The sequence below is a fragment of the Enterococcus columbae DSM 7374 = ATCC 51263 genome, assembly GCF_000406925.1.
GTDB lineage: Bacteria > Bacillota > Bacilli > Lactobacillales > Enterococcaceae > Enterococcus_E > Enterococcus_E columbae.
In genome coordinates, this window is the sequence record NZ_KE136347.1 from 462,865 (window position 1) to 481,896 (window position 19,032).

Here is a 19,032-nt window from a genome sequence, read left to right on the forward strand (position 1 = left end):
AATTGATGCATACTATTGAGCAAATGAAGCACCATGTTTCAGTAAGAAACTATCAAAAAAAAGCAATTCCTGTTGAAATTAAACAAGAATTATTGCTGGCTGCCCAAAGTGGTTCAACCTCAAATTTTGTCCAAGCTTATTCAATTATTGAAATCGGGGATCAAGCGAAAAAAAGGCAATTAGCTGAGATTACAAAATTTTCGGGACATTTGAATCAAGCGCCGTTAGTTTATGTTTTTGTGGCTGATTTATATCGTCATGCTGCGCAGCTTGAAAAACACCATCGGGATTTGGCACCGTTGACGAATACCGAATCGTTTGTCGTTTCGATTGTTGATGCAACGATTGCGGCCCAAAATATGTGTGTAGCAGCTGAAAGTTTAGGTTTAGGGATTTGTTATATCGGTGGGATTCGTAATGATTTATTTAAAGTAAAAGAGTTGCTAAATCTGCCTAAGCTGACTGTTCCGTTATTTGCTTTATCCATTGGCTATCCAAATGAGAAAAATGATCCTAAGCCTAGACTCCCTTTAAATAATCTAGTTTCGATGGATAGTTATAAGATAGATGAGATAACCAATTTAGCTAATTATGATGAACAAACCAGTCAATATTATCAAAACCGTAATAGTCATCAAGCCAATATTACTTGGACTGAAAAAGATCTCGATTTCTTTAGTGAAGTTCGCCGCCCAGAATTTGCAAGGTTCTTAAAAGAACAAGGATTTGATTTATAAATATTTTTATACGAATGCTGTTTATTTGAACGATAAACGGTGTTCGTATTTTTTTGAAGTCAGTCGATTAGCTCTAAAAAATGAAGGGTGACTTGTTAGCTAAAAATGAAAACTGTTAAGATTTTTTTCAAACGCTGAGGTGAATTTTCCAACTAGCTAGTTAATTAGGGAAAAATCTGGTTTAATTTGTTGATAGATTCATATTTATTTGTGGAATTTAATTGCGAAAATCGTGTTTTACCTTTAATCTTTTTTAGTAACCGTGTTATAATATAGGAAAAAGAAGTTGGGGTGATAATATGCAATGTCCAAAGTGTCATCATCAAAATTCTCGTGTAATTGATAGTCGTCAGGCTGATGATGGTCGAGCAATTAGAAGAAGACGAGAGTGTGAAAGTTGTGGTCAACGTTTTACGACGTTTGAAAGAATCGAAGAAGCCCCTTTATTAGTGATTAAGAAAAATGGCGTTCGAGAAGAATTTAATCGTGAAAAAATATTACGTGGTTTGATTCGTTCGGCCGAAAAACGTCCAGTTGCGATGGAGCAAATGGAAAAGATTGTTGATAATGTGGAACGTCGTGTGCGTGAAAAAGGCTTAAATGAAATATCCACTGAAATTATTGGCGAATATGTGATGGAGGATTTAGCGAAGGTTGATGAAATCTCTTATATTCGTTTTGCTAGTGTTTATCGCCAATTCAAAGATATGTCAGTGTTTTTAGAAGAATTGCAGCAAATTGTAGATAAAGCGAAACAACCTAAGTAAAGTGAAGGAGGGTTTTTGTGGCTTTATTACCTAATCAAATTTATTCAGTGTTTAAGGCCAGTCCAATTTCTTCTTTTGGCTTAGCGAGCTTAACCTATTTATATCAACCGATTATTGGCAGTCAAGCGATTCATCTATATCAACTGTTGTTGGCTGAAAGTGAGGAGGCGATTCGCCAAGAGAAGTTACATGTGGATCTGTGTGAAATGCTAGATGAAGGCATCCAACAGGTTGAAGCGCATCGCCTGCAGCTTGAGGGAATCGGCTTATTAAATGTGTATCTTAAAGATGAGGAGTTAGAAGGACAAAAATATTTTTACCAATTACAAGAGCCTCTAGCACCAAGTGATTTTTTTAAAGATGAAATTCTAAGCTTTATGTTACTGAGTCGAGTAGGGGAGCGTATCTTTGCGCAGTTAAGCAAGCGTTTTGCCAATCGACAGGTTTCTTTAGCTGGCTATACTGAGGTGACCCATAGCTTTTTAGATGTTTTTCGGGTGGAAAATGAGCGGTTTATCCAAGCTCTGCCGAAATTAGAGAAAACAAAAGAACAACATCAAGCTAACGAACTATCCACATCGGGTAAGAGTGTACAGTTAGATATTGAAAAGGCTTTGGATTGGCCATTTTTATTCCAATTAGCTCAAAAGCAATATATTGATAAAAAAGTATTTACGCCTGATTTTTGTGAAAAGCTCGCTTTATATCATGTGATGTATGGTTTAGATGAGTTAACTTTAGTTGAATATATGCGTCAGGTTGTACAGCTTGTGGATGGAACAATTGATGAAAAAGCCTTGGAACAGTTGATTTTAAGTAATCAACGGCAACAGTCGGCTAAACCAAGTCAGTCGAACTTATCGGCTGAAGTGGATACCGATCGACAGCAGGCACTACGTAAAGAGCGTTTACTTAAGCAAGGTTTTAGTTTACAAGATTGGGAGATTATTGAGTCAAGCGAATTATATCCGCCGATGACTTTTTTAGAATCCATCAAACAGGCGAAAAATAGCTATGTGACCAAAGATGAAACGTGGATTATTCGCGATTTATTAGCGCAAAGTCCATTAGCACCTGCCGTGATTAATGTGTTGATCCATTATGCGTTGGTGATACAAAATCATTCGGTTTTACAGTCTAAGTTTGTTCATCGGATTGCTACAGATTGGTCTCAACAAAAGATTGCTACACCTGAACAGGCCATTCTCCATGTCCGCCAATTAGTCAAGGAGGCCAAGGATAAGCGCCAAAAGAGTGAACAAACGAAGAAAACGGCAAATTATTCAAAAAATATCCGGCAAGAGGTGATTCCTGACTGGATGAAAAATCCCAAGGTAGCAGCGGTAGATGCTGAAAAATCAGCAGCAACACAAAAGGCCTTGGAAGCATTACGTAAAAGAGAGGAGGATTAGTCATGCAAGATATTGGCAAGAATATGGCTCATTTGTTACATCAAAAAAACTATTACCAAGAATATGAACAAATGGTCAAAAAAATTAATGAAAATCCTGAAATTCAGGCCTTCCTTGAACAAAATGCCTCTCGTTTAACTGAAAATGATATTCAAAGAAGTTATGCGCAATTATATGAATATGTTCAACAAAAAGAAAAATTCTTACATAATGATCCGACGATGATTGCCCCTGGTTATGAGCCAAAGCTGCAATTGCATCATCATACTATAGAAGTGACTTATGTACCAACTGATGAACTATTAGCTAAGAAAAATCAAGAGAAAATTAATGAACGCATTCAAACAGTTTTTGTGCCAAAGATGATTAAAGAAGCAAGCTTTGCTGCTTTTGAAAATACACCTGGTCGTGCCGATGCTTTAATTGCTGTAGCTGATTTTGTGAAGCATTATCAGCCAAATGCTAAGGTATATCATCCAGGTTTGTATTTAGTTGGTGGTTTTGGTGTAGGGAAAACCTATTTACTAGGTGCAACCGCCAAACGATTGGCTGAAGATGGTTACCAAACGATGATTGTACATTTTCCAACCTTTGCTGTAGAAATGAAGCAAGCGATTGGTAAGGATACTTTAGCGCAACAGTTAAATCAGGTAAAAAATGCGCCAATTTTGATGATTGATGATATTGGTGCCGATGCGATGAGTAGTTGGATTCGAGACGATATTTTGGGGGTTATTTTGCAGCATCGTATGCAAGAAATGCTGCCAACTTTCTTTAGTTCTAATTTCTCGATGGCTGAGCTAGAGCGGCATCTAACGGTTTCGCAAAAAGGCGATCAAGAACCGATTAAAGCGATGCGAATTATGGAGAGGATACGTTATTTGAGCCGAGAAATTTTGATGTCAGGTGAAAATCGACGAAATCCTAAATAAATAATGATCGAAAAACCATCTATTTTGTATAAAGGTAGGGGTTTTTCTTATTGACTGGCCTTAAAAATGGTTTTGTTTCCTAATGCTTAGGCCGGTTGTGTTATAATATAAGATAAATTTATTCTTTAGAAGGGAAAGTGCGTATGAACGAACAAGCTTTGTCTTTACGTCTAGAACAAGTGGGCAATTTTGTCCCTGATCATGCTCGTTTAGCTGATATTGGCTCTGATCATGCCTATTTACCAGTAGCTTTGATGCTGCAGAAAAAAATTCAATATGCCGTAGCGGGTGAAGTGGTACAGGGACCTTATGAATCGGCCTGTAAGCAAGTGAAAAAAAATAAGCTTACAGATAAGATTACGGTTCGACTTGCCAATGGTTTAAAAGCAATTGAAGAGTCAGATCAAATTGATACGGTAACGATTTGTGGGATGGGTGGAACCTTAATTCGTCAAATTTTAGAAGAAGGCCAAAATCATCTGACCGGTCGTGAACGATTGATTTTACAACCAAATGTTGGGGAAGCAACCCTAAGAGATTGGTTAATCCAGCATGATTACACGATTATTGCTGAAGAAATTTTAGAAGAAAATCAGAAAATATATGAGATTATCGTAGCAGAAAAGCTTGCGCAAGTGGTGAAATTGACAGCAAAAGAGCTGATGTTTGGTCCTTATTTAATGCGTGAGATAAATCCAATTTTTCTGAAAAAATGGCATAGGGAATTAAACCAACGTCTAAAGGTCAAAGAGCAGCTAGCCCAATCGAAAAATGCGCATTCTGAAAAAATCGCTGAATTAAATCAGCAGATTGCTTGGATTAAAGAGGTGGTGGAATCATGAAGTTAAAAGAGCTTTTAGCTGTTTTTGAAAGCTATTGTCCACCTTCTATGTCGATGAAGGGTGATTTTTGTGGGCTACAAATCGGTCGAATGGATCGGGATATTCAAAAAGTGCTATTTACCCTAGATGTCCGGCCTGAGGTAGTCCAGGAAGCAATTGATTTAGGGGTAGATTTAATTTTTGCAAAACATCAACCAATTTTTAAACCAATTCAGGCGCTTACCGATCAAACAGCGCAAAGTGCGATGTATTTAGATCTAATCCAACATGATATTGCCGTTTATGTCGCACATACGAATATCGATATCGTGCCTGATGGTCTGAATGATTGGTTCTGTGAGCGATTAGCTTTACAGGTTACTGACTTTTTATCTTTGACGCATGCATTTAATGAGCAAAAATTAGTGGTCTATGTACCCCAATCGCATGCTGAGCAGCTGCGCATAGCTTTAGGAGCTGTCGGAGCAGGACTTCAAGGAAATTATCAAGCAACGAGCTTTACTTCAAGTGGAATTGGGCGTTTTACACCAAATGAATGGGCGAATCCGACAATTGGTGCAAATAATCAAGCTGAGGCTGTTGAAGAGGAACGCATTGAATTTTTAGTTAAAAATACTTTGATGCCGACTGTGTTAGCTACTCTAAAACAAGTCCATCCCTATGAAGAGCCCGCCTATGATATTTTTGATTTAGCCCCTTTTTCGGCTAGTAGTCAAAATTACGGCATTGGTCGGATAGGAAAACTAGCCCAACCAGAAACGCTTGCGGATTTTTGTCAACGAGTCAAAACAGTCTTTGGCTTAGAACATCTGCGCGTAATCTTGCCACCAAAGCAAGCCGATTGGCAACAAGCTGTTCAGACGGTCGCAATTTGTGGAGGAAGTGGCGAAAAATTTTATCGTGAAGCCTTACAAAAAGGTGCAGATGTTTTTATCACCGGTGATGTATACTATCATACTGCGCACGATTTACAGGCAAATCAATTGATAACCCTTGACCCTGGACATCATATTGAAGTATTATTTGTAGAAAAATTACTAGAAAAATTTATTGATTGGCAAAAACAATACCATTGGGAAGTAGATTTTTTGGCTTCTAAGGTGGATACCAATCCGTTTATGACTATCTAAAAAATAGGAGTGTTGATTATGTATCAAAATTTATTACCACGTTTTTTAAAATATGTTCAAACAGAAACACGTTCTGATCATACTAGTACTACCACCCCTTCAACGCAAACACAAGTCGCTTTTGCTCATGAATTGGCTAAGGAATTAAAAGAATTAGGGATGCAAGAGGTACATTATAACGAGGAAAACGGCTTTGTAACAGCAACCTTGCCAAGTAATACGGATAAAGCAGTCCGTTCCATTGGTTTTATTGCTCATATGGATACAGCTGATTTTAATGCTACCAATGTTAACCCGCAGATTGTCGAAAATTATGATGGTCAGTCAACAATTCAATTAGATAAAGATGGAAAATATACACTAAATGTGGCAGATTTTCCCAATCTAAAAAATTATGTCAACCAAACCCTTATTACTACTGACGGCACAACTTTACTTGGTGCGGATGATAAATCAGGGATTGCTGAAATTATGACAGCAATGGAAATTTTAATTCAACATCCGGAAATCAAACACGGAAAAATTCGAGTTGCCTTTGGTCCAGATGAAGAAATCGGTGTGGGTGCAGATAAATTTGATGCAAAAGGCTTTGATGTTGATTTTGCTTATACCATGGATGGGGGCCCTGTTGGTGAATTACAGTTTGAAACCTTCAATGCTGCGCAAGCTGATGTAACCTTCCATGGAAAAAATGTGCATCCTGGTACAGCTAAAAATACGATGATTAATGCCATTCAAATGGCGATTGATTTTCAAAATGAATTTCCCAAAACAGAGGTGCCTGAGCATACAGAAGGCTATGAAGGCTTTTATCACTTACATGGTTTTGCTGGTACACCGGAAGAAGCGCAAGTGTCTTATATCATTCGTGATCATGATCGTGCAAAATTTGAAGCACGCAAGCAATTTATTGTTGATTTAGTGGCTAAATTCAATGCTAAATATGATCAAGAACGTGTATCTCTTCATTTGTTTGATCAATATTATAATATGCGAGAAGTCATTGAAAAGGATATGAGTATTGTTGAATTAGCGAAAAAAGCAATGGAAGAGCTTGGAATTGAGCCAATTATCGAACCGGTTCGTGGGGGAACGGATGGCTCAAAAATTTCTTATTTAGGTATTCCAACACCAAATATTTTTGCTGGTGGGGAAAATATGCATGGACGTTTTGAGTTTGTTTCCTTACAAGCGATGCAAAAAGCAACCGATGTAATTGTTAAAATTGCTGAATTAAACGCTAAATAAAAGATTGATAGCGAGTGTAGCGAAACGTCAGATTGAAGCACACTCGCTATTTTTATGATACTTTATTTATTTGATAAGGGGAAAAGCATGAAAAAAATATTGATGATTACAACCGGTGGAACGATTGCTTCTAAAAAGATGCAGCACGGATTAGCGCCAGGTATTAGTGCAGAGGAGTTATTAAGCTTTATTCCGCAAGTAAAAACCATTTGTAAGGTAGAGACTCTGGCATTATTTAATATAGATAGTACCAATATGCAGCCAGCTAATTGGGAGAAATTGGCTCAAACAATAAAAACACACTATGACTTTTATGATGGCTTTGTCATTTGTCATGGTACAGATACCTTAGCTTATACAGCAGCTGCGCTTTCTTATTTAATCCAACATTCAAGCAAGCCGATTGTCCTAACTGGTTCACAAAAGCCGATTGATATGGATAGTACAGATGCTAAGGTGAACCTGCTGGATAGTTTTGTTTATGCAAGCGATGATCGATCGAATGATGTAGTCATTGTTTTTGATGGTAAGGTGATTGCTGGTACACGTGCAAAAAAAGTGCGCGCAAAAAGCTATAATGCCTTTACTAGTATTAATTTTCCATATTTAGCCGTTATTTTAGACCAACAAATTATCCGTTATATTCCAAATCAATCATTTCCACAAGCAGTCACTTTTTATAATGGACTAAAGCAAGATTTACTTACCTTAAAGCTAACGCCAGGTCTAGATGAAAAGATATTAACCTTTGCCTTTGAACATTTTCGTTGCATTATTTTGGAAAGTTTTGGCGTAGGTGGTATTCCTGAAAATTTATTGTCAACCTTTTATCAGTTGATGCATAAATATCAAAATGAACGTTTAGTCGTGGTGGTCTCTCAGGTAGCCAATGAGGGTAGTGATATGACAATCTATGAAGTAGGTAAAAAGGTCAAACAAGATTTTCAATTGCTAGAAGCTTATGATATGACCTTTGAAAGTGTGGTCACTAAGTTAATGTGGTTGATGGCACGGTTTGAGACCATTGAACAAATGCGCCAAAGCTTTTATGATGTGGTAAATTATGATATTTTGATGACTCCCAATCGTTAGTTAGGTTATCTTTTGTGATAAAAGTACACAAGTGATATAATTGTTTATGTAATAGTTAAGAAAAATTAAAGTTAGCACTCTAAAGAATAGAGTGCTAACTTTTTGTTTGACCAATGCTGACCATAGGTATATACTATGCATGTATTCAATAAAAAGCAAGGAGGAATTGCTATGAATATTGAAAAAATGACCACAACTTTGCAAGAGGCAATTGCCCAAGCGCAGCAAATTGCAATGACAAGAAAGCATCAGGAAATCGATGTTGCCCACTTATGGAAGAGTTTATTACAACCCAATCATTTTGGAAGAAATTTCTATACTGATTTAGGTGTTAATGTAGATGCCTTTGAAAGTGAAATTGATCATCAACTAGATACTTTACCGGTTGTATCTGGTGGCAATGTTCGCTATGGACAAAATTTTAGCCAAGTTTTATATCAATTATTAGTTGAAGCTGATCAATTAAGAGAATCATTTAAAGATGAGTTTTTATCAACGGAAATAGTCTTACTGGCTTTGATGAAATTAAAACATCAAGCTTTATGCCAATATTTAAATAAACAAGGAATTACTGAAAAAGAGGTCCGTTCTGCCATTGAACAAATGCGAGGAGGTGATCGTGTGACCTCACAAAATCAAGAAGAACAATACAAAGCCTTAGAAAAATATGGGGTTGACTTAGTGCAAAAAGTAAAAGCTGGTACGATGGATCCGGTTATCGGGCGTGATGAAGAAATTCGTGATGTCATCCGTATCTTATCTAGGAAAACAAAGAACAACCCAGTTTTAATTGGTGAGCCTGGGGTAGGGAAGACCGCGATTGTAGAAGGATTAGCACAACGAATTGTCAAAAAAGATGTACCAGATAATTTAAAAGATAAGACCGTCTATTCGCTAGATATGGGCTTATTAATCGCAGGTGCTAAGTATCGAGGAGAATTTGAAGAGCGATTAAAAGCTGTGTTAGATGAAGTAAAAAAATCAGATGGACGAATTATTTTGTTTATCGATGAAATTCATAATATTGTTGGCGCGGGTAAAACAGAAGGCAGTATGGATGCAGGAAACTTATTAAAGCCGATGCTTGCACGTGGAGAATTACACACAATTGGTGCGACGACACTAGATGAGTACCGTCAATATATGGAAAAAGACAAGGCGTTAGAAAGACGTTTCCAAAAAGTTTTGGTTAAAGAGCCAACTGTAGAGGATACAATTTCTATTTTGCGTGGCTTAAAGGAACGCTTTGAGATTCACCATGGAGTAAATATTCATGATAATGCATTGGTCGCAGCCGCAACCTTATCTGATCGCTATATTACCGATCGCTTTTTACCAGATAAGGCAATTGATTTGGTCGATGAAGCCTGTGCCAATATTCGAGTAGAAATGAATTCGATGCCGACTGAGCTTGACCAAGTAATGCGTCGCTTGATGCAATTAGAAATCGAAGAAGCAGCTTTGAGAAAAGAATCAGATGATGCTTCGAAAAAACGTCTGACTAATCTACAAGAAGAATTGGCTAATTTACGTGAAGAAGCCAATGCGATGAAATTACAATGGGAAACTGAAAAAGAAGAAGTAAATGCTGTTTCTAATAAACGTGCGGAGCTTGAAAAAGCACGTCATGAATTAGAGGATGCTGAAAACAATTATGAATTGGAACGAGCTGCTGTGTTAAGACATGGAACCATTCCGCAATTAGAAAAAGAATTAGCTGACTTAGAAGCTAAAAATCAACCGGATACTTTACGGATGGTGCAAGAATCAGTGACTGAAAACGAAATTGCGATTGTTGTGGGGCGTTTGACCGGGATTCCAGTTACAAAATTGGTTGAAGGCGAACGTGAAAAACTCTTAAAACTAAATGAAACCCTTCACCTACGAGTTATCGGGCAAAATGAAGCGGTTGATGCAGTTAGTGATGCGGTCTTACGTTCAAGAGCTGGCTTGCAAGATCCAAATCGTCCTTTAGGTTCCTTCCTATTTTTAGGACCAACCGGGGTAGGTAAAACAGAATTAGCCAAAGCCTTAGCCGAAAACTTATTTGATTCTGAAGATCATATGGTTCGGATTGATATGAGTGAATATATGGAAAAACATGCCGTCTCCCGTTTAGTTGGTGCCCCTCCAGGCTATGTTGGTCATGAAGAAGGCGGACAATTAACAGAAGCGGTTCGTCGGAATCCATATACCATCATTTTGCTTGATGAAATTGAAAAGGCGCATCCAGATGTGTTTAATATTTTGTTACAAGTATTAGACGATGGTCGCTTAACGGATTCAAAAGGTCGGGTCGTTGATTTCAAGAATACGGTCTTGATTATGACTTCTAATATTGGTTCGCAATTGCTATTGGAAGGTGTTAGTGAAGAAGGCAATATTAGCGAAGAAGTTAGTGATCAAGTAATGCAATTGCTTAAGGCACATTTTAAACCAGAGTTCCTTAATCGAATTGATGATACAATTTTATTTACTCCTTTAAGCTTAGCAAACATTAAAGGCATTGTAGATAAGATTATCCAACAATTATCACAACGTTTGGAAAAACAAGGGATTGTCTTAAAAATCAGTGATGAAGCAAAAACGTATATTGCCGAACAAGCCTATGAGCCAGCCTATGGTGCAAGACCTTTGAGAAGGTATATTACAAGAGAGATTGAAACGCCTTTAGCTAAAGAGATTATTGCGGGTAAAATCTTACCACAAACCATCGTCACGGTCGAAGTGCAAAATCAACAATTAAGCTTTCTTACTGAACCAATTAGCTAATAATTGAATATTTAATCATAAAACAAGTGATATCTGTAGGGTGTCGCTTGTTTTTTTATGTTTAAAAAGCATTTTTATTTAAAATATTAGGTATTTTTAGATAAAAGTGAAAAAATATTCATTAAACCTCTTGAAAACAATGTATAAAAGTTGTATATTTATACACATAATAACGAAGGGGTGTTCATTATGACCTTTTTATTTCCGAATTATCAAAGAAAACCAATCGAGTTAGTTTCCGGAAAAGGCTGCATGGTTACAGATCAATCTGGTAAACAATATTTAGATTTAACTAGTGGCATTGGTGTATCAAGCTTGGGACATCAACATCCACTATTAACGAAAGCTTTAAAGCAGCAAGTAGATAAAATCTGGCATACTTCTAATTTATATACAAACAGCTTGCAAGAGGCTGTTGCTGAAAAATTAGCGAATCATAAAGATTATGTTGCTTTTTTCTGTAATAGCGGGACAGAAGCCAATGAAGCTGCTTTAAAATTAGCCAAAAAAGCGACAGGTCGTAATAAAATTCTTAGCTTTCACCAATCCTTTCACGGTAGAACTTATGGAGCAATGAGCTTAACTGGTCAAAGTAGTATTCAACAAGGGTTTGGTGAAATGCTAGGTGAGGTTGCTTATTTTCCATTTAACGATATTGAAGAGATTGCTGACAACTTAAATCAAGAAGTAGCAGCTGTTATCGTGGAACTAATTCAAGGTGAAAGCGGGATTCATGTTGCTTACAAAGGGTGGATTAAGGAACTTTATAAATTGTGTAAAAAACAAGGCATTTTATTTATCGTTGATGAAGTACAAACAGGCATTGGTCGAACGGGTAGCTTGTTTGCCTATGAGCAGTATGATATTGAACCAGATATTATTACCAGTGCAAAAGCCTTAGCTAATGGCTTACCACTTGGCGCGATGCTAGGTAAACAATCTTTAGCACAAACCTTTTCTCCAGGAAGTCATGGAAGTACCTTTGGCGGCAATCCATTGGCGTTAAGTGTGGCTTGTCAAGTATTGGATTTAGTACAGACACCTGAGATTCAAGAAAATATTCAACAACGTAGTCTTCAATTTTTTAACGGCTTGCAGCAAATTTCATCAAAGAAAATCATCGACATTCGTGGGAAAGGCCTGATGATTGGCATTGAATTAACTGATAGCCTTGTATTAACGCAAGTAATGAATCAATTAGAAAAGCATGGTGTACTAACATTAAGAGCAGGTAAAAATGTTTTAAGATTATTACCACCATTAACCATTAGCCAAGCTGAGGTAGCAAAAGCCTTAGAAATTATCGAAGAAGTTTTGGCAGGATAGAAAGTAGTGAGGAATAAATGAAAGCAGCAATTGTCGGAGTCACGGGGTATACCGGTATTGAGCTGATTCGCTTAATACAACAACATCCCTATCTAACCTTGGGGAGTATTCATCGTAGCGAAAATGAAACAGTCGAGTTAAGTGATATTTATCCACATTTATCTGGATTAAATGCGCTAATTGAAACTTTTGATGCAAAAAAAATTATGGAAAAGAATGATTTAGTCTTTTTTGCCACTCCAGCCGGCATTACCAAAGACTTGGTTGCTCCGTTTGTAGAAAAAAATTTCCTAGTTATTGATTTGTCTGGCGATTTACGTTTACGAAAACAAGAACTTTATGAAACTTGGTATCAACGACCAGCTGCCGAAGAGCAAATTTTAGATCAAGCAATTTATGCATTACCGGAATTTGTTGATAAAAAAGGGAATTTACTATCAAATCCAGGTTGTTATGCGACTGCAACGAATCTTTTATTGGCTCCGCTAGTCAAAAATCAAGTGATTGATTTAGAATCAATTATTATTGATGCCAAATCGGGATTATCTGGTGCTGGTAAAAAGCTCACACAAAGCAGTCATTACGTAAATGTTGCTGAAAATATGTCAATGTATAAGTTAAATAAGCATCAACATATTCCAGAAATCGTCCAATTTTTGCAGCAATGGGCACCAAATTTACAGCATCTACATTTTACGACCTCATTAATTCCAGTGAAACGAGGCATTTTTATCTCAGCCTATTTACGTTTAGCTGCTAACCAAAGCATGGAGGAAGTCAAGCAGGCTTATCAGCAAGCCTATCAAGACCAACCATTTGTACGGATGCAACCAGTAAACCAGTTGCCACAGCTACAACAGGTCATTGGTTCCAATTATTGTGATATCGGTTTTGCTTATAATGAAACAACGAAAATTCTGACCGTCGTGGCAGTGATTGATAATTTAATCAAAGGTGCCAGTGGTCAAGCTATTCAAAATTTTAATTTATGGGCAGGATTGCCCCAAACAACGGGGCTAATGCAGCTGCCAATTTTTCCATAAGTCGTGAAGTTAAGTTAGGTAAAAGGGGTTTTGTTCGATGAAAAAAATAGATGGTACAATTGCAAGTCCTAAAGGTTTTGTAGCAGATGGCCTGCATTGTGGTTTAAAAAGAAAGAAAAAAGATATTGGCTGGTTGTATTCTGAAAAACAAGCAAGCGTGGCCGGTGTTTTTACAACGAATCAGGTAAAGGCCGCACCGGTGATTGTGACCAAAGAAAAAATACAGCAGCAAAAGCTACAAGCAATTATTATTAATTCAGGTAATGCCAATGCTTGTACAGGGCAACAAGGCTTTGCGGATGCTAAAGAGATGTGTCAATTAGCTGCCAAGGCCTTAGCTATTTCCGCTGATGATGTTGCGGTAGCTTCAACTGGGATTATCGGGCAGGCCTTACCCATGGTTCAAGTAAAAGCCGGCATTGAGTTACTACAAGCTAAGCAAGACAAAGAACCTCAAGCCTTTCAAGAAGCCATTCTAACAACGGATACTTGTCAAAAAGTAAGTGTCTATCGAGAAACGTTTAATCAGTTTGAGGTTATCATGGCAGGTTGTGCGAAGGGCTCAGGAATGATTCATCCGAATATGGCCACTATGTTAGGCTTTGTTACCACTGATGCCAATATTTCTAGTTCATTATTGCAGGAATTACTCAGTGAGTTAACCGAAATTACGTTTAATCAAATTACTATTGATGGGGATACTTCAACGAATGATATGGTTTTAGTGCTGGCTAATGGATTATCGGGAATGCCAGAAATTCAAAAAGACACGCTCGAATATGTTAAATTTAAACAGCTACTTGCGCAGGTTTTAACAGACCTAGCTAAATCAATCGCTAAAGATGGGGAAGGAGCAACCAAATTAATTGAAACAATAGTTACTGGTGCCAAAAATTCTCAGGATGCTCGTATGCTAGCTAAATCAGTTGTCGGCTCGAGTTTAGTAAAAAGTGCCATTTTTGGGCAAGATCCCAATTGGGGCAGAATATTATGTGCGTTAGGCTATAGTGGTGTAGCATTTGATCCAGAAAAGGTACAAATTTATCTAGCTGAGACCTTAGTCTTTAAAAATGGCCAACCTACGTTATTTGATGCAGCTAAATTAAGTGAGGCTTTAGCAACAGATGAAGTGAAAATTCAAGTGATTTTAGCGCAAGGTGAGGCAGTAGGGCAGGCTTGGGGTTGCGATCTTACTTATGATTATGTAAAAATTAATGCTTTATATCATACATAAAAGGTTATTTGTGAATAGGAGTCGGTTATATGAAAAAAATCGTGATTAAAATGGGAGGGATCGCTTCTAAAAATTTAGATGCGGCCTTTTTCCAAACAATTCGAAAATGGCAGCAAGAAGGGACACAAGTGTATATCGTACACGGGGGAGGACATTATATTACCGAAATGATGGAGCATTTTGGCCTTGTAAAGCAAATGAAAGAGGGACTACGTGTCACTGATTTAAAAACCTTAGAGATTACACGGATGGTTTTACTCGGGCAAGTTCAACCATTGTTAGCTAGCCTTTTTCAAAAAGAAGGTTTTCATCCGATTAGCTTGCATGCGGGTTTTGATTGTTTAATCGAAGGTGAAATGATTGATGCACAAAAATTTGGTTATGTAGGCCAGGTCACACATATTAATCATCATTTATTGACTAAAACGGTTGAAAAAGAGCAAATTCCAATTATTGCACCTTTAGGCGTGACGAAAGGTGGGCAGTGGTTAAATATCAATGCTGATGAAGCCGCTTGTCAAATTGCTGCTAGCCTTAAAGCTGATCAATTGTTTTTATTAACCGATGTTCCTGGAATTAAAAAGAATGAAAACTGGCTTAAAGAAGTGTCAATTCACCAGATAGATCAATTAAAGCAAGAGCAGGTGATTTCTGGTGGCATGATTCCTAAATTAAATAGTGCCAAAAAAGCGATTTTATCTGGCGTTCAGCAGGTAAATATAAATAATCAAATTCAATCACAGGGGACAAAAATCACCGCCTAAAAAGCGATAAATGAGCGATCCTTTCCTTGATGCTAAGCTTTGTAAGCTCAGTTCTGGTATGAAAGAAGCCCATTTATCGTTTATTTTTTTTGTTGTAAAATTTCTTCTTGAAGTTTTTTCCCGGTTGGACTAACAGCTAGCCCACCTTCTGCTGTTTCTTTAAAGATTGATGGCATTTGTCTACCTACCCGGTACATTGTGGTAACTACTTCATCAGGTGGAATCACACTTTGGATACCAGCTAAGGCCATATCAGCAGAAATCATCGCTTGTGAAGCGCCCAATGCATTGCGTTTCACGCAAGGAACTTCCACTAATCCAGCAACTGGATCACAAATTAACCCAAGCATATTTTTTAAAGTAATCGCAACTGCATGGGCAGCTTGTAAGGCGGATCCTCCTTTAGCACAGACCAAAGCTGCACTAGCCATTGCGCTAGCTGAGCCTACTTCAGCTTGACAACCACCTTCTGCACCGGCAATAGAAGCGTTATTTGCAATAACTAATCCAAAAGCACCAGCCGTAAATAAAAAGTCAAGTTGCGCACGCTCATCTAACTGCAAACGATCGATGACTGCCATCAATACCCCGGGGACAATCCCCGCACTACCTGCAGTGGGCGTTGCGCAAATCAAGCCCATTTTTGCATTGACCTCATTGACTGCAATTGCATTACGCACAGCCTGTAAAATCGTTTTACCTGAGTAGAAATCGCCTTTTTCGATATAGTCATTTAATTTTGTTGCATCATAGCCGGTTAAACCAGTTACGGATTGCACGCCATCTACCCCTTGTTCAATGGATTGTTTCATTACGGTTAGATTTTTTTGCATCAAGGCAAGAATCTGCTCTTTATCGCGCCCGGTTAATTCAATCTCTGTCTGAATCATTAATTCAGCTACAGAGGAATAATTGGCACTTTGTTCAATAATATCTTGAATGGTATAAAACATAAAATATTTCTCCTAGTCAAAGTATGTTACAGAATCAATATGGGCGAGCTGTTTTAGCTGTTGACAAATTTCTGGCTGTCGTTCGTCAATTTCAATAATCATGATGGCTTTTTCACCTTTAGATTCTCTAGTTACTGTCATGGTACCGATATTGACATTAAGGTTGGAAAGCGTGGTACTAACCTGCGCAATAATGCCTGGTACATCTTGGTGAACCGTAATAATAGTTGGGGTACCCATCGTTAGTGAAATTTTAAAGCCGTTTAATTCAGAAATTTGAATGTTGCCCCCACCGATAGAAATACCGGTGACGCTCATTGTACGATTCCCTTTTTTTAGAATCATTTTGACCAAGTTGGGATGTTCAGCCTTTTCCTTCTTTGGTACAAAGAGGACCTCCATGTTGCTTTCATAAGCGATTTTTAATGAATCAGCCAAGTGTTCATCATCTGGCTCCATCCCTAATAAACCACCTACTAGAGCAATATCTGTTCCGTGTCCTCGATAGGTTTTAGCGAAGGATTCAAAAAGCAAGATATCTACACTATCTGGCTGTTCGCCAAAGATGGTGCGAACAATTTTACCAATTCTAGCAGCTCCAGCTGTATGGGAACTACTTGGTCCAACCATTACTGGACCGATGATGTCAAAGACACTACGATATTTTAAATGTTCCATATTTTGCGCCCCTTGTTACTTTATTCAAGAAATGATTATAACACTAATTGTTCCATTGCTAAATAGTTGAAGGATGGACTGAAAAATAAATTAATCTTTATTTAATCGAAATCTTAAAATGAAAGAAAAATTTTGGGTTATTTTTGCTCTTGAAAAAAGCATAAAGCAAGGTAAGCATTGCACCTAATGTGTTAGCAAATAAGTCACCCATGGTATCTATGAGTGCTTGTCGCCCAATCAATGGTATGCCTTTACTTAGCGCAAAACGTTGCAAATTCATTCCTAACAGCTGATCACAACCAAATTCCCAAAACTCCCAAAAAACACCGCACATTTCAGCAAAGGCCATCCCAAAAATTAAGAATAACCAGGGTGAAAGGGGCTGCTTATTTTTTGGAAGAAATGAAGCGAGGAGCCCATAGCCAATCAAGGTGAATAATATCGGACTTGTTACATGTAGTAATTTATCGTAATGGGGAATTTTTGAGATAAAATGTAAACATGTACCTAAAAATACCGATATGAAAATAAAAAGGAAATAAATAGATTTGAGCGTTGAGGGAAAAGAGATTTTTAAAAGCTTCATTAGTAGATTGGGAAGAAATAGACATAAAATGCCTAATAAACCTTCGAAGATTATAGTGGTACCGTTTTTAATCGATAGCTTTTGATTGAAAATACAAATGAGATTATAAATAATTGTTATCAGACCGAATATTACTAGATAGCGTTGTATTTTCAGCACATTTATCACGCTCCTTTGAAAGGATTATATCAAGATAAAATGGATTAAGCGAAGAATAACCTGGTTCTATAAAAAATTATTATATGTTATATAAAATAATTATATATTTACTATATTCATTTCTTGTTTATCTTAATAATTCTAGGTATAATCATCTAAGTGAGAATATTTTTAGTTTGATTGTGATTAATGTAGTATTTAAAAATAAATTTATTAACGGGGGGAGAAATAATGGTTACAATTAATCAGATTGCCAAAGAAGCCAAAGTTTCTAAAAGTACGGTTTCAAGATATCTAAATCAAGGGTATGTGAGTCAAGAAACGGCCAAAAAAATTGAAGCAATCATTCAGAAATATAATTATACCCCCAATGAGTTTGCGCGCAATTTGAAATCACAAAAAAGTAGTTTTACAGGCGTAATTATTCCACGTTTGGACTCTCCTTCAGTAGTGCGGATGCTTTCTGGCTTAGAAAAAAGCGAACGTGAATATGGCCGGCAAATCATGATGGTGAATTCTGAGCTAACGGTTGAACGCGAGATTGAAAGCTTATACAATTTACAACAAAATAAAATTGCGGCAATCGTGCTGATGGCAGTGGCGATTACTGAAGAACATCTTAAAGCGATTAATCAGCTTAAGACACCCGTTTTAGTGTTGGGTCAAAAGGATCGACGTTTGATGACCTTAACACAAGATAATTATTTTGCCGGCAGACAAATGGCTCTAGGTTTACAACGTTATGGCCATAAAAAAATTGCTTATGTGGGTGTTACTGAGAATGATATTGAAGTAGGGGTTCATCGTAAACGTGGCGTAATTGATGGATTTAATGAAATTGGTATCAATGAGATAAAAGTGTACGAATCAACGTTTATGGTTGAAGATGCCTATCAGTTAGGTTTAAGTATTTTGCCTGCTACTTGCGAGACACTCTACATTGGAGCAACCGATAATATCGCTATCGGTCTAATGAAGGCCGCTCATCATTTAGGACTAAAAATCGGTCAAGACGTTTCATTTGCTGGTTTTGGGGGACATCCAACTGGGGAATATGTTTATCCAACGCTAACAACTATTGACCTTCACCATGAAAAATTGGGGATAATGGCTTCTAAATATGTTGAATTAATGCTGAAGAAACAACCCATCCCAGAAACGACCACGATTGCTACTGAAATGATTCATCGTGAGAGCGTAGGCTATATTAAATAAAAAGCAGACCTAATGAGGCTGCTTTTTTATTTAAGCTAAAGATAAACGATAGGGCTAACAACTTCAAAAAATTTAAAAAATTTTTTGAAAAAAATATTGACAACGATTTCAATAAAATGCTATACTCAAATCGTAATAAGGG

The 19,032-nt window shown here is 37.3% G+C and carries 17 protein-coding genes; 14 read left to right on the plus strand and 3 right to left on the minus strand.

Going from position 1 to position 19,032, the window contains the following annotated elements:
- Window positions 1-5 precede the first annotated feature (5 nt).
- From RK02_RS02255 to argB, 13 genes are all read left to right on the plus strand, one after another.
- The gene (locus RK02_RS02255; protein ID WP_016182617.1) at window positions 6-737 is read left to right on the plus strand and encodes an NADPH-dependent oxidoreductase; all 732 of its coding nucleotides are present in this window, start codon (window positions 6-8) and stop codon (window positions 735-737) included.
- 299 nt (window positions 738-1,036) lie between these two features.
- Window positions 1,037-1,504, plus strand: a complete 468-nt coding sequence (gene nrdR / locus RK02_RS02260; RefSeq protein ID WP_016182618.1) for a transcriptional regulator NrdR — start codon at window positions 1,037-1,039, stop codon at window positions 1,502-1,504.
- A 17-nt stretch (window positions 1,505-1,521) separates the two neighbouring features.
- On the plus strand, window positions 1,522-2,916 hold the full coding sequence (locus RK02_RS02265) for a replication initiation and membrane attachment family protein (RefSeq protein WP_016182619.1): 1,395 nt from the start codon (window positions 1,522-1,524) through the stop codon (window positions 2,914-2,916).
- 2 nt (window positions 2,917-2,918) lie between these two features.
- A complete protein-coding gene (gene dnaI, locus RK02_RS02270; RefSeq protein WP_016182620.1) occupies window positions 2,919-3,848 on the plus strand; it encodes a primosomal protein DnaI in 930 nt (309 codons plus the stop codon).
- A gap of 143 nt (window positions 3,849-3,991) precedes the next feature.
- Window positions 3,992-4,690, plus strand: coding sequence for a tRNA (adenine(22)-N(1))-methyltransferase (locus RK02_RS02275; protein WP_016182621.1), 699 nt, complete (start codon window positions 3,992-3,994; stop codon window positions 4,688-4,690).
- Window positions 4,687-5,820, plus strand: coding sequence for a Nif3-like dinuclear metal center hexameric protein (locus RK02_RS02280; protein ID WP_016182622.1), 1,134 nt, complete (start codon window positions 4,687-4,689; stop codon window positions 5,818-5,820). The genes RK02_RS02275 and RK02_RS02280 overlap by 4 nt, the downstream gene beginning before the upstream one ends.
- Before the next feature lie 18 nt (window positions 5,821-5,838).
- The gene (gene pepT / locus RK02_RS02285; protein ID WP_016182623.1) at window positions 5,839-7,068 is read left to right on the plus strand and encodes a peptidase T; all 1,230 of its coding nucleotides are present in this window, start codon (window positions 5,839-5,841) and stop codon (window positions 7,066-7,068) included.
- A gap of 87 nt (window positions 7,069-7,155) precedes the next feature.
- Entirely contained in the window at window positions 7,156-8,160 is a 1,005-nt protein-coding gene (locus RK02_RS02290) for an asparaginase (protein WP_016182624.1), read from the plus strand.
- A 171-nt stretch (window positions 8,161-8,331) separates the two neighbouring features.
- Window positions 8,332-10,932, plus strand: a complete 2,601-nt coding sequence (clpB, locus tag RK02_RS02295) for an ATP-dependent chaperone ClpB (protein WP_016182625.1) — start codon at window positions 8,332-8,334, stop codon at window positions 10,930-10,932.
- Window positions 10,933-11,121: 189 nt separating this feature from the next.
- The gene (argD, locus tag RK02_RS02300; protein WP_016182626.1) at window positions 11,122-12,258 is read left to right on the plus strand and encodes an acetylornithine transaminase; all 1,137 of its coding nucleotides are present in this window, start codon (window positions 11,122-11,124) and stop codon (window positions 12,256-12,258) included.
- Between the two features lie 17 nt (window positions 12,259-12,275).
- Window positions 12,276-13,301: an N-acetyl-gamma-glutamyl-phosphate reductase gene (argC, locus tag RK02_RS02305; RefSeq protein ID WP_016182627.1), complete on the plus strand. Its 1,026-nt coding sequence runs from the start codon at window positions 12,276-12,278 to the stop codon at window positions 13,299-13,301.
- Between the two features lie 37 nt (window positions 13,302-13,338).
- Entirely contained in the window at window positions 13,339-14,535 is a 1,197-nt protein-coding gene (gene argJ, locus RK02_RS02310; protein ID WP_016182628.1) for a bifunctional glutamate N-acetyltransferase/amino-acid acetyltransferase ArgJ, read from the plus strand.
- 29 nt (window positions 14,536-14,564) lie between these two features.
- Window positions 14,565-15,299, plus strand: coding sequence for an acetylglutamate kinase (argB, locus tag RK02_RS02315; protein ID WP_016182629.1), 735 nt, complete (start codon window positions 14,565-14,567; stop codon window positions 15,297-15,299).
- Window positions 15,300-15,379: 80 nt separating this feature from the next.
- Here the strand turns inward: argB and sdaAA are convergent, their stop codons facing one another.
- The 3 genes from sdaAA to RK02_RS02330 all read right to left on the minus strand — a co-directional run bounded on the left by sdaAA (window position 15,380) and on the right by RK02_RS02330 (window position 17,675).
- On the minus strand, window positions 15,380-16,252 hold the full coding sequence (sdaAA, locus tag RK02_RS02320) for an L-serine ammonia-lyase, iron-sulfur-dependent, subunit alpha (protein ID WP_016182630.1): 873 nt from the start codon (window positions 16,250-16,252) through the stop codon (window positions 15,380-15,382).
- A 12-nt stretch (window positions 16,253-16,264) separates the two neighbouring features.
- Window positions 16,265-16,930, minus strand: coding sequence for an L-serine ammonia-lyase, iron-sulfur-dependent subunit beta (sdaAB, locus tag RK02_RS02325; RefSeq protein ID WP_016182631.1), 666 nt, complete (start codon window positions 16,928-16,930; stop codon window positions 16,265-16,267).
- Between the two features lie 97 nt (window positions 16,931-17,027).
- Entirely contained in the window at window positions 17,028-17,675 is a 648-nt protein-coding gene (locus RK02_RS02330; protein WP_016182632.1) for a DUF2238 domain-containing protein, read from the minus strand.
- 231 nt (window positions 17,676-17,906) lie between these two features.
- On the opposite strand from RK02_RS02330, the gene RK02_RS02335 reads away from it, so the two are divergent.
- Complete coding sequence (locus RK02_RS02335) at window positions 17,907-18,890, plus strand: LacI family DNA-binding transcriptional regulator (RefSeq protein ID WP_016182633.1); 984 nt, start codon at window positions 17,907-17,909, stop codon at window positions 18,888-18,890.
- Window positions 18,891-19,032 lie beyond the last annotated feature (142 nt).

Coding starts and splice junctions, on each gene's coding strand:
- RK02_RS02275 (WP_016182621.1), top strand. CDS start 3,992: ATGAACGAACAAGCTTTGTCTTTACGTCTAGAACAAGTGGGCAATTTT.
- RK02_RS02335 (WP_016182633.1), top strand. CDS start 17,907: ATGGTTACAATTAATCAGATTGCCAAAGAAGCCAAAGTTTCTAAAAGT.
- RK02_RS02280 (WP_016182622.1), top strand. CDS start 4,687: ATGAAGTTAAAAGAGCTTTTAGCTGTTTTTGAAAGCTATTGTCCACCT.
- sdaAA (WP_016182630.1), bottom strand. CDS start 16,252: ATGTTTTATACCATTCAAGATATTATTGAACAAAGTGCCAATTATTCC.
- dnaI (WP_016182620.1), top strand. CDS start 2,919: ATGCAAGATATTGGCAAGAATATGGCTCATTTGTTACATCAAAAAAAC.
- sdaAB (WP_016182631.1), bottom strand. CDS start 16,930: ATGGAACATTTAAAATATCGTAGTGTCTTTGACATCATCGGTCCAGTA.
- argD (WP_016182626.1), top strand. CDS start 11,122: ATGACCTTTTTATTTCCGAATTATCAAAGAAAACCAATCGAGTTAGTT.
- argC (WP_016182627.1), top strand. CDS start 12,276: ATGAAAGCAGCAATTGTCGGAGTCACGGGGTATACCGGTATTGAGCTG.
- RK02_RS02290 (WP_016182624.1), top strand. CDS start 7,156: ATGAAAAAAATATTGATGATTACAACCGGTGGAACGATTGCTTCTAAA.
- clpB (WP_016182625.1), top strand. CDS start 8,332: ATGAATATTGAAAAAATGACCACAACTTTGCAAGAGGCAATTGCCCAA.
- RK02_RS02255 (WP_016182617.1), top strand. CDS start 6: ATGCATACTATTGAGCAAATGAAGCACCATGTTTCAGTAAGAAACTAT.
- argJ (WP_016182628.1), top strand. CDS start 13,339: ATGAAAAAAATAGATGGTACAATTGCAAGTCCTAAAGGTTTTGTAGCA.
- argB (WP_016182629.1), top strand. CDS start 14,565: ATGAAAAAAATCGTGATTAAAATGGGAGGGATCGCTTCTAAAAATTTA.
- pepT (WP_016182623.1), top strand. CDS start 5,839: ATGTATCAAAATTTATTACCACGTTTTTTAAAATATGTTCAAACAGAA.
- nrdR (WP_016182618.1), top strand. CDS start 1,037: ATGCAATGTCCAAAGTGTCATCATCAAAATTCTCGTGTAATTGATAGT.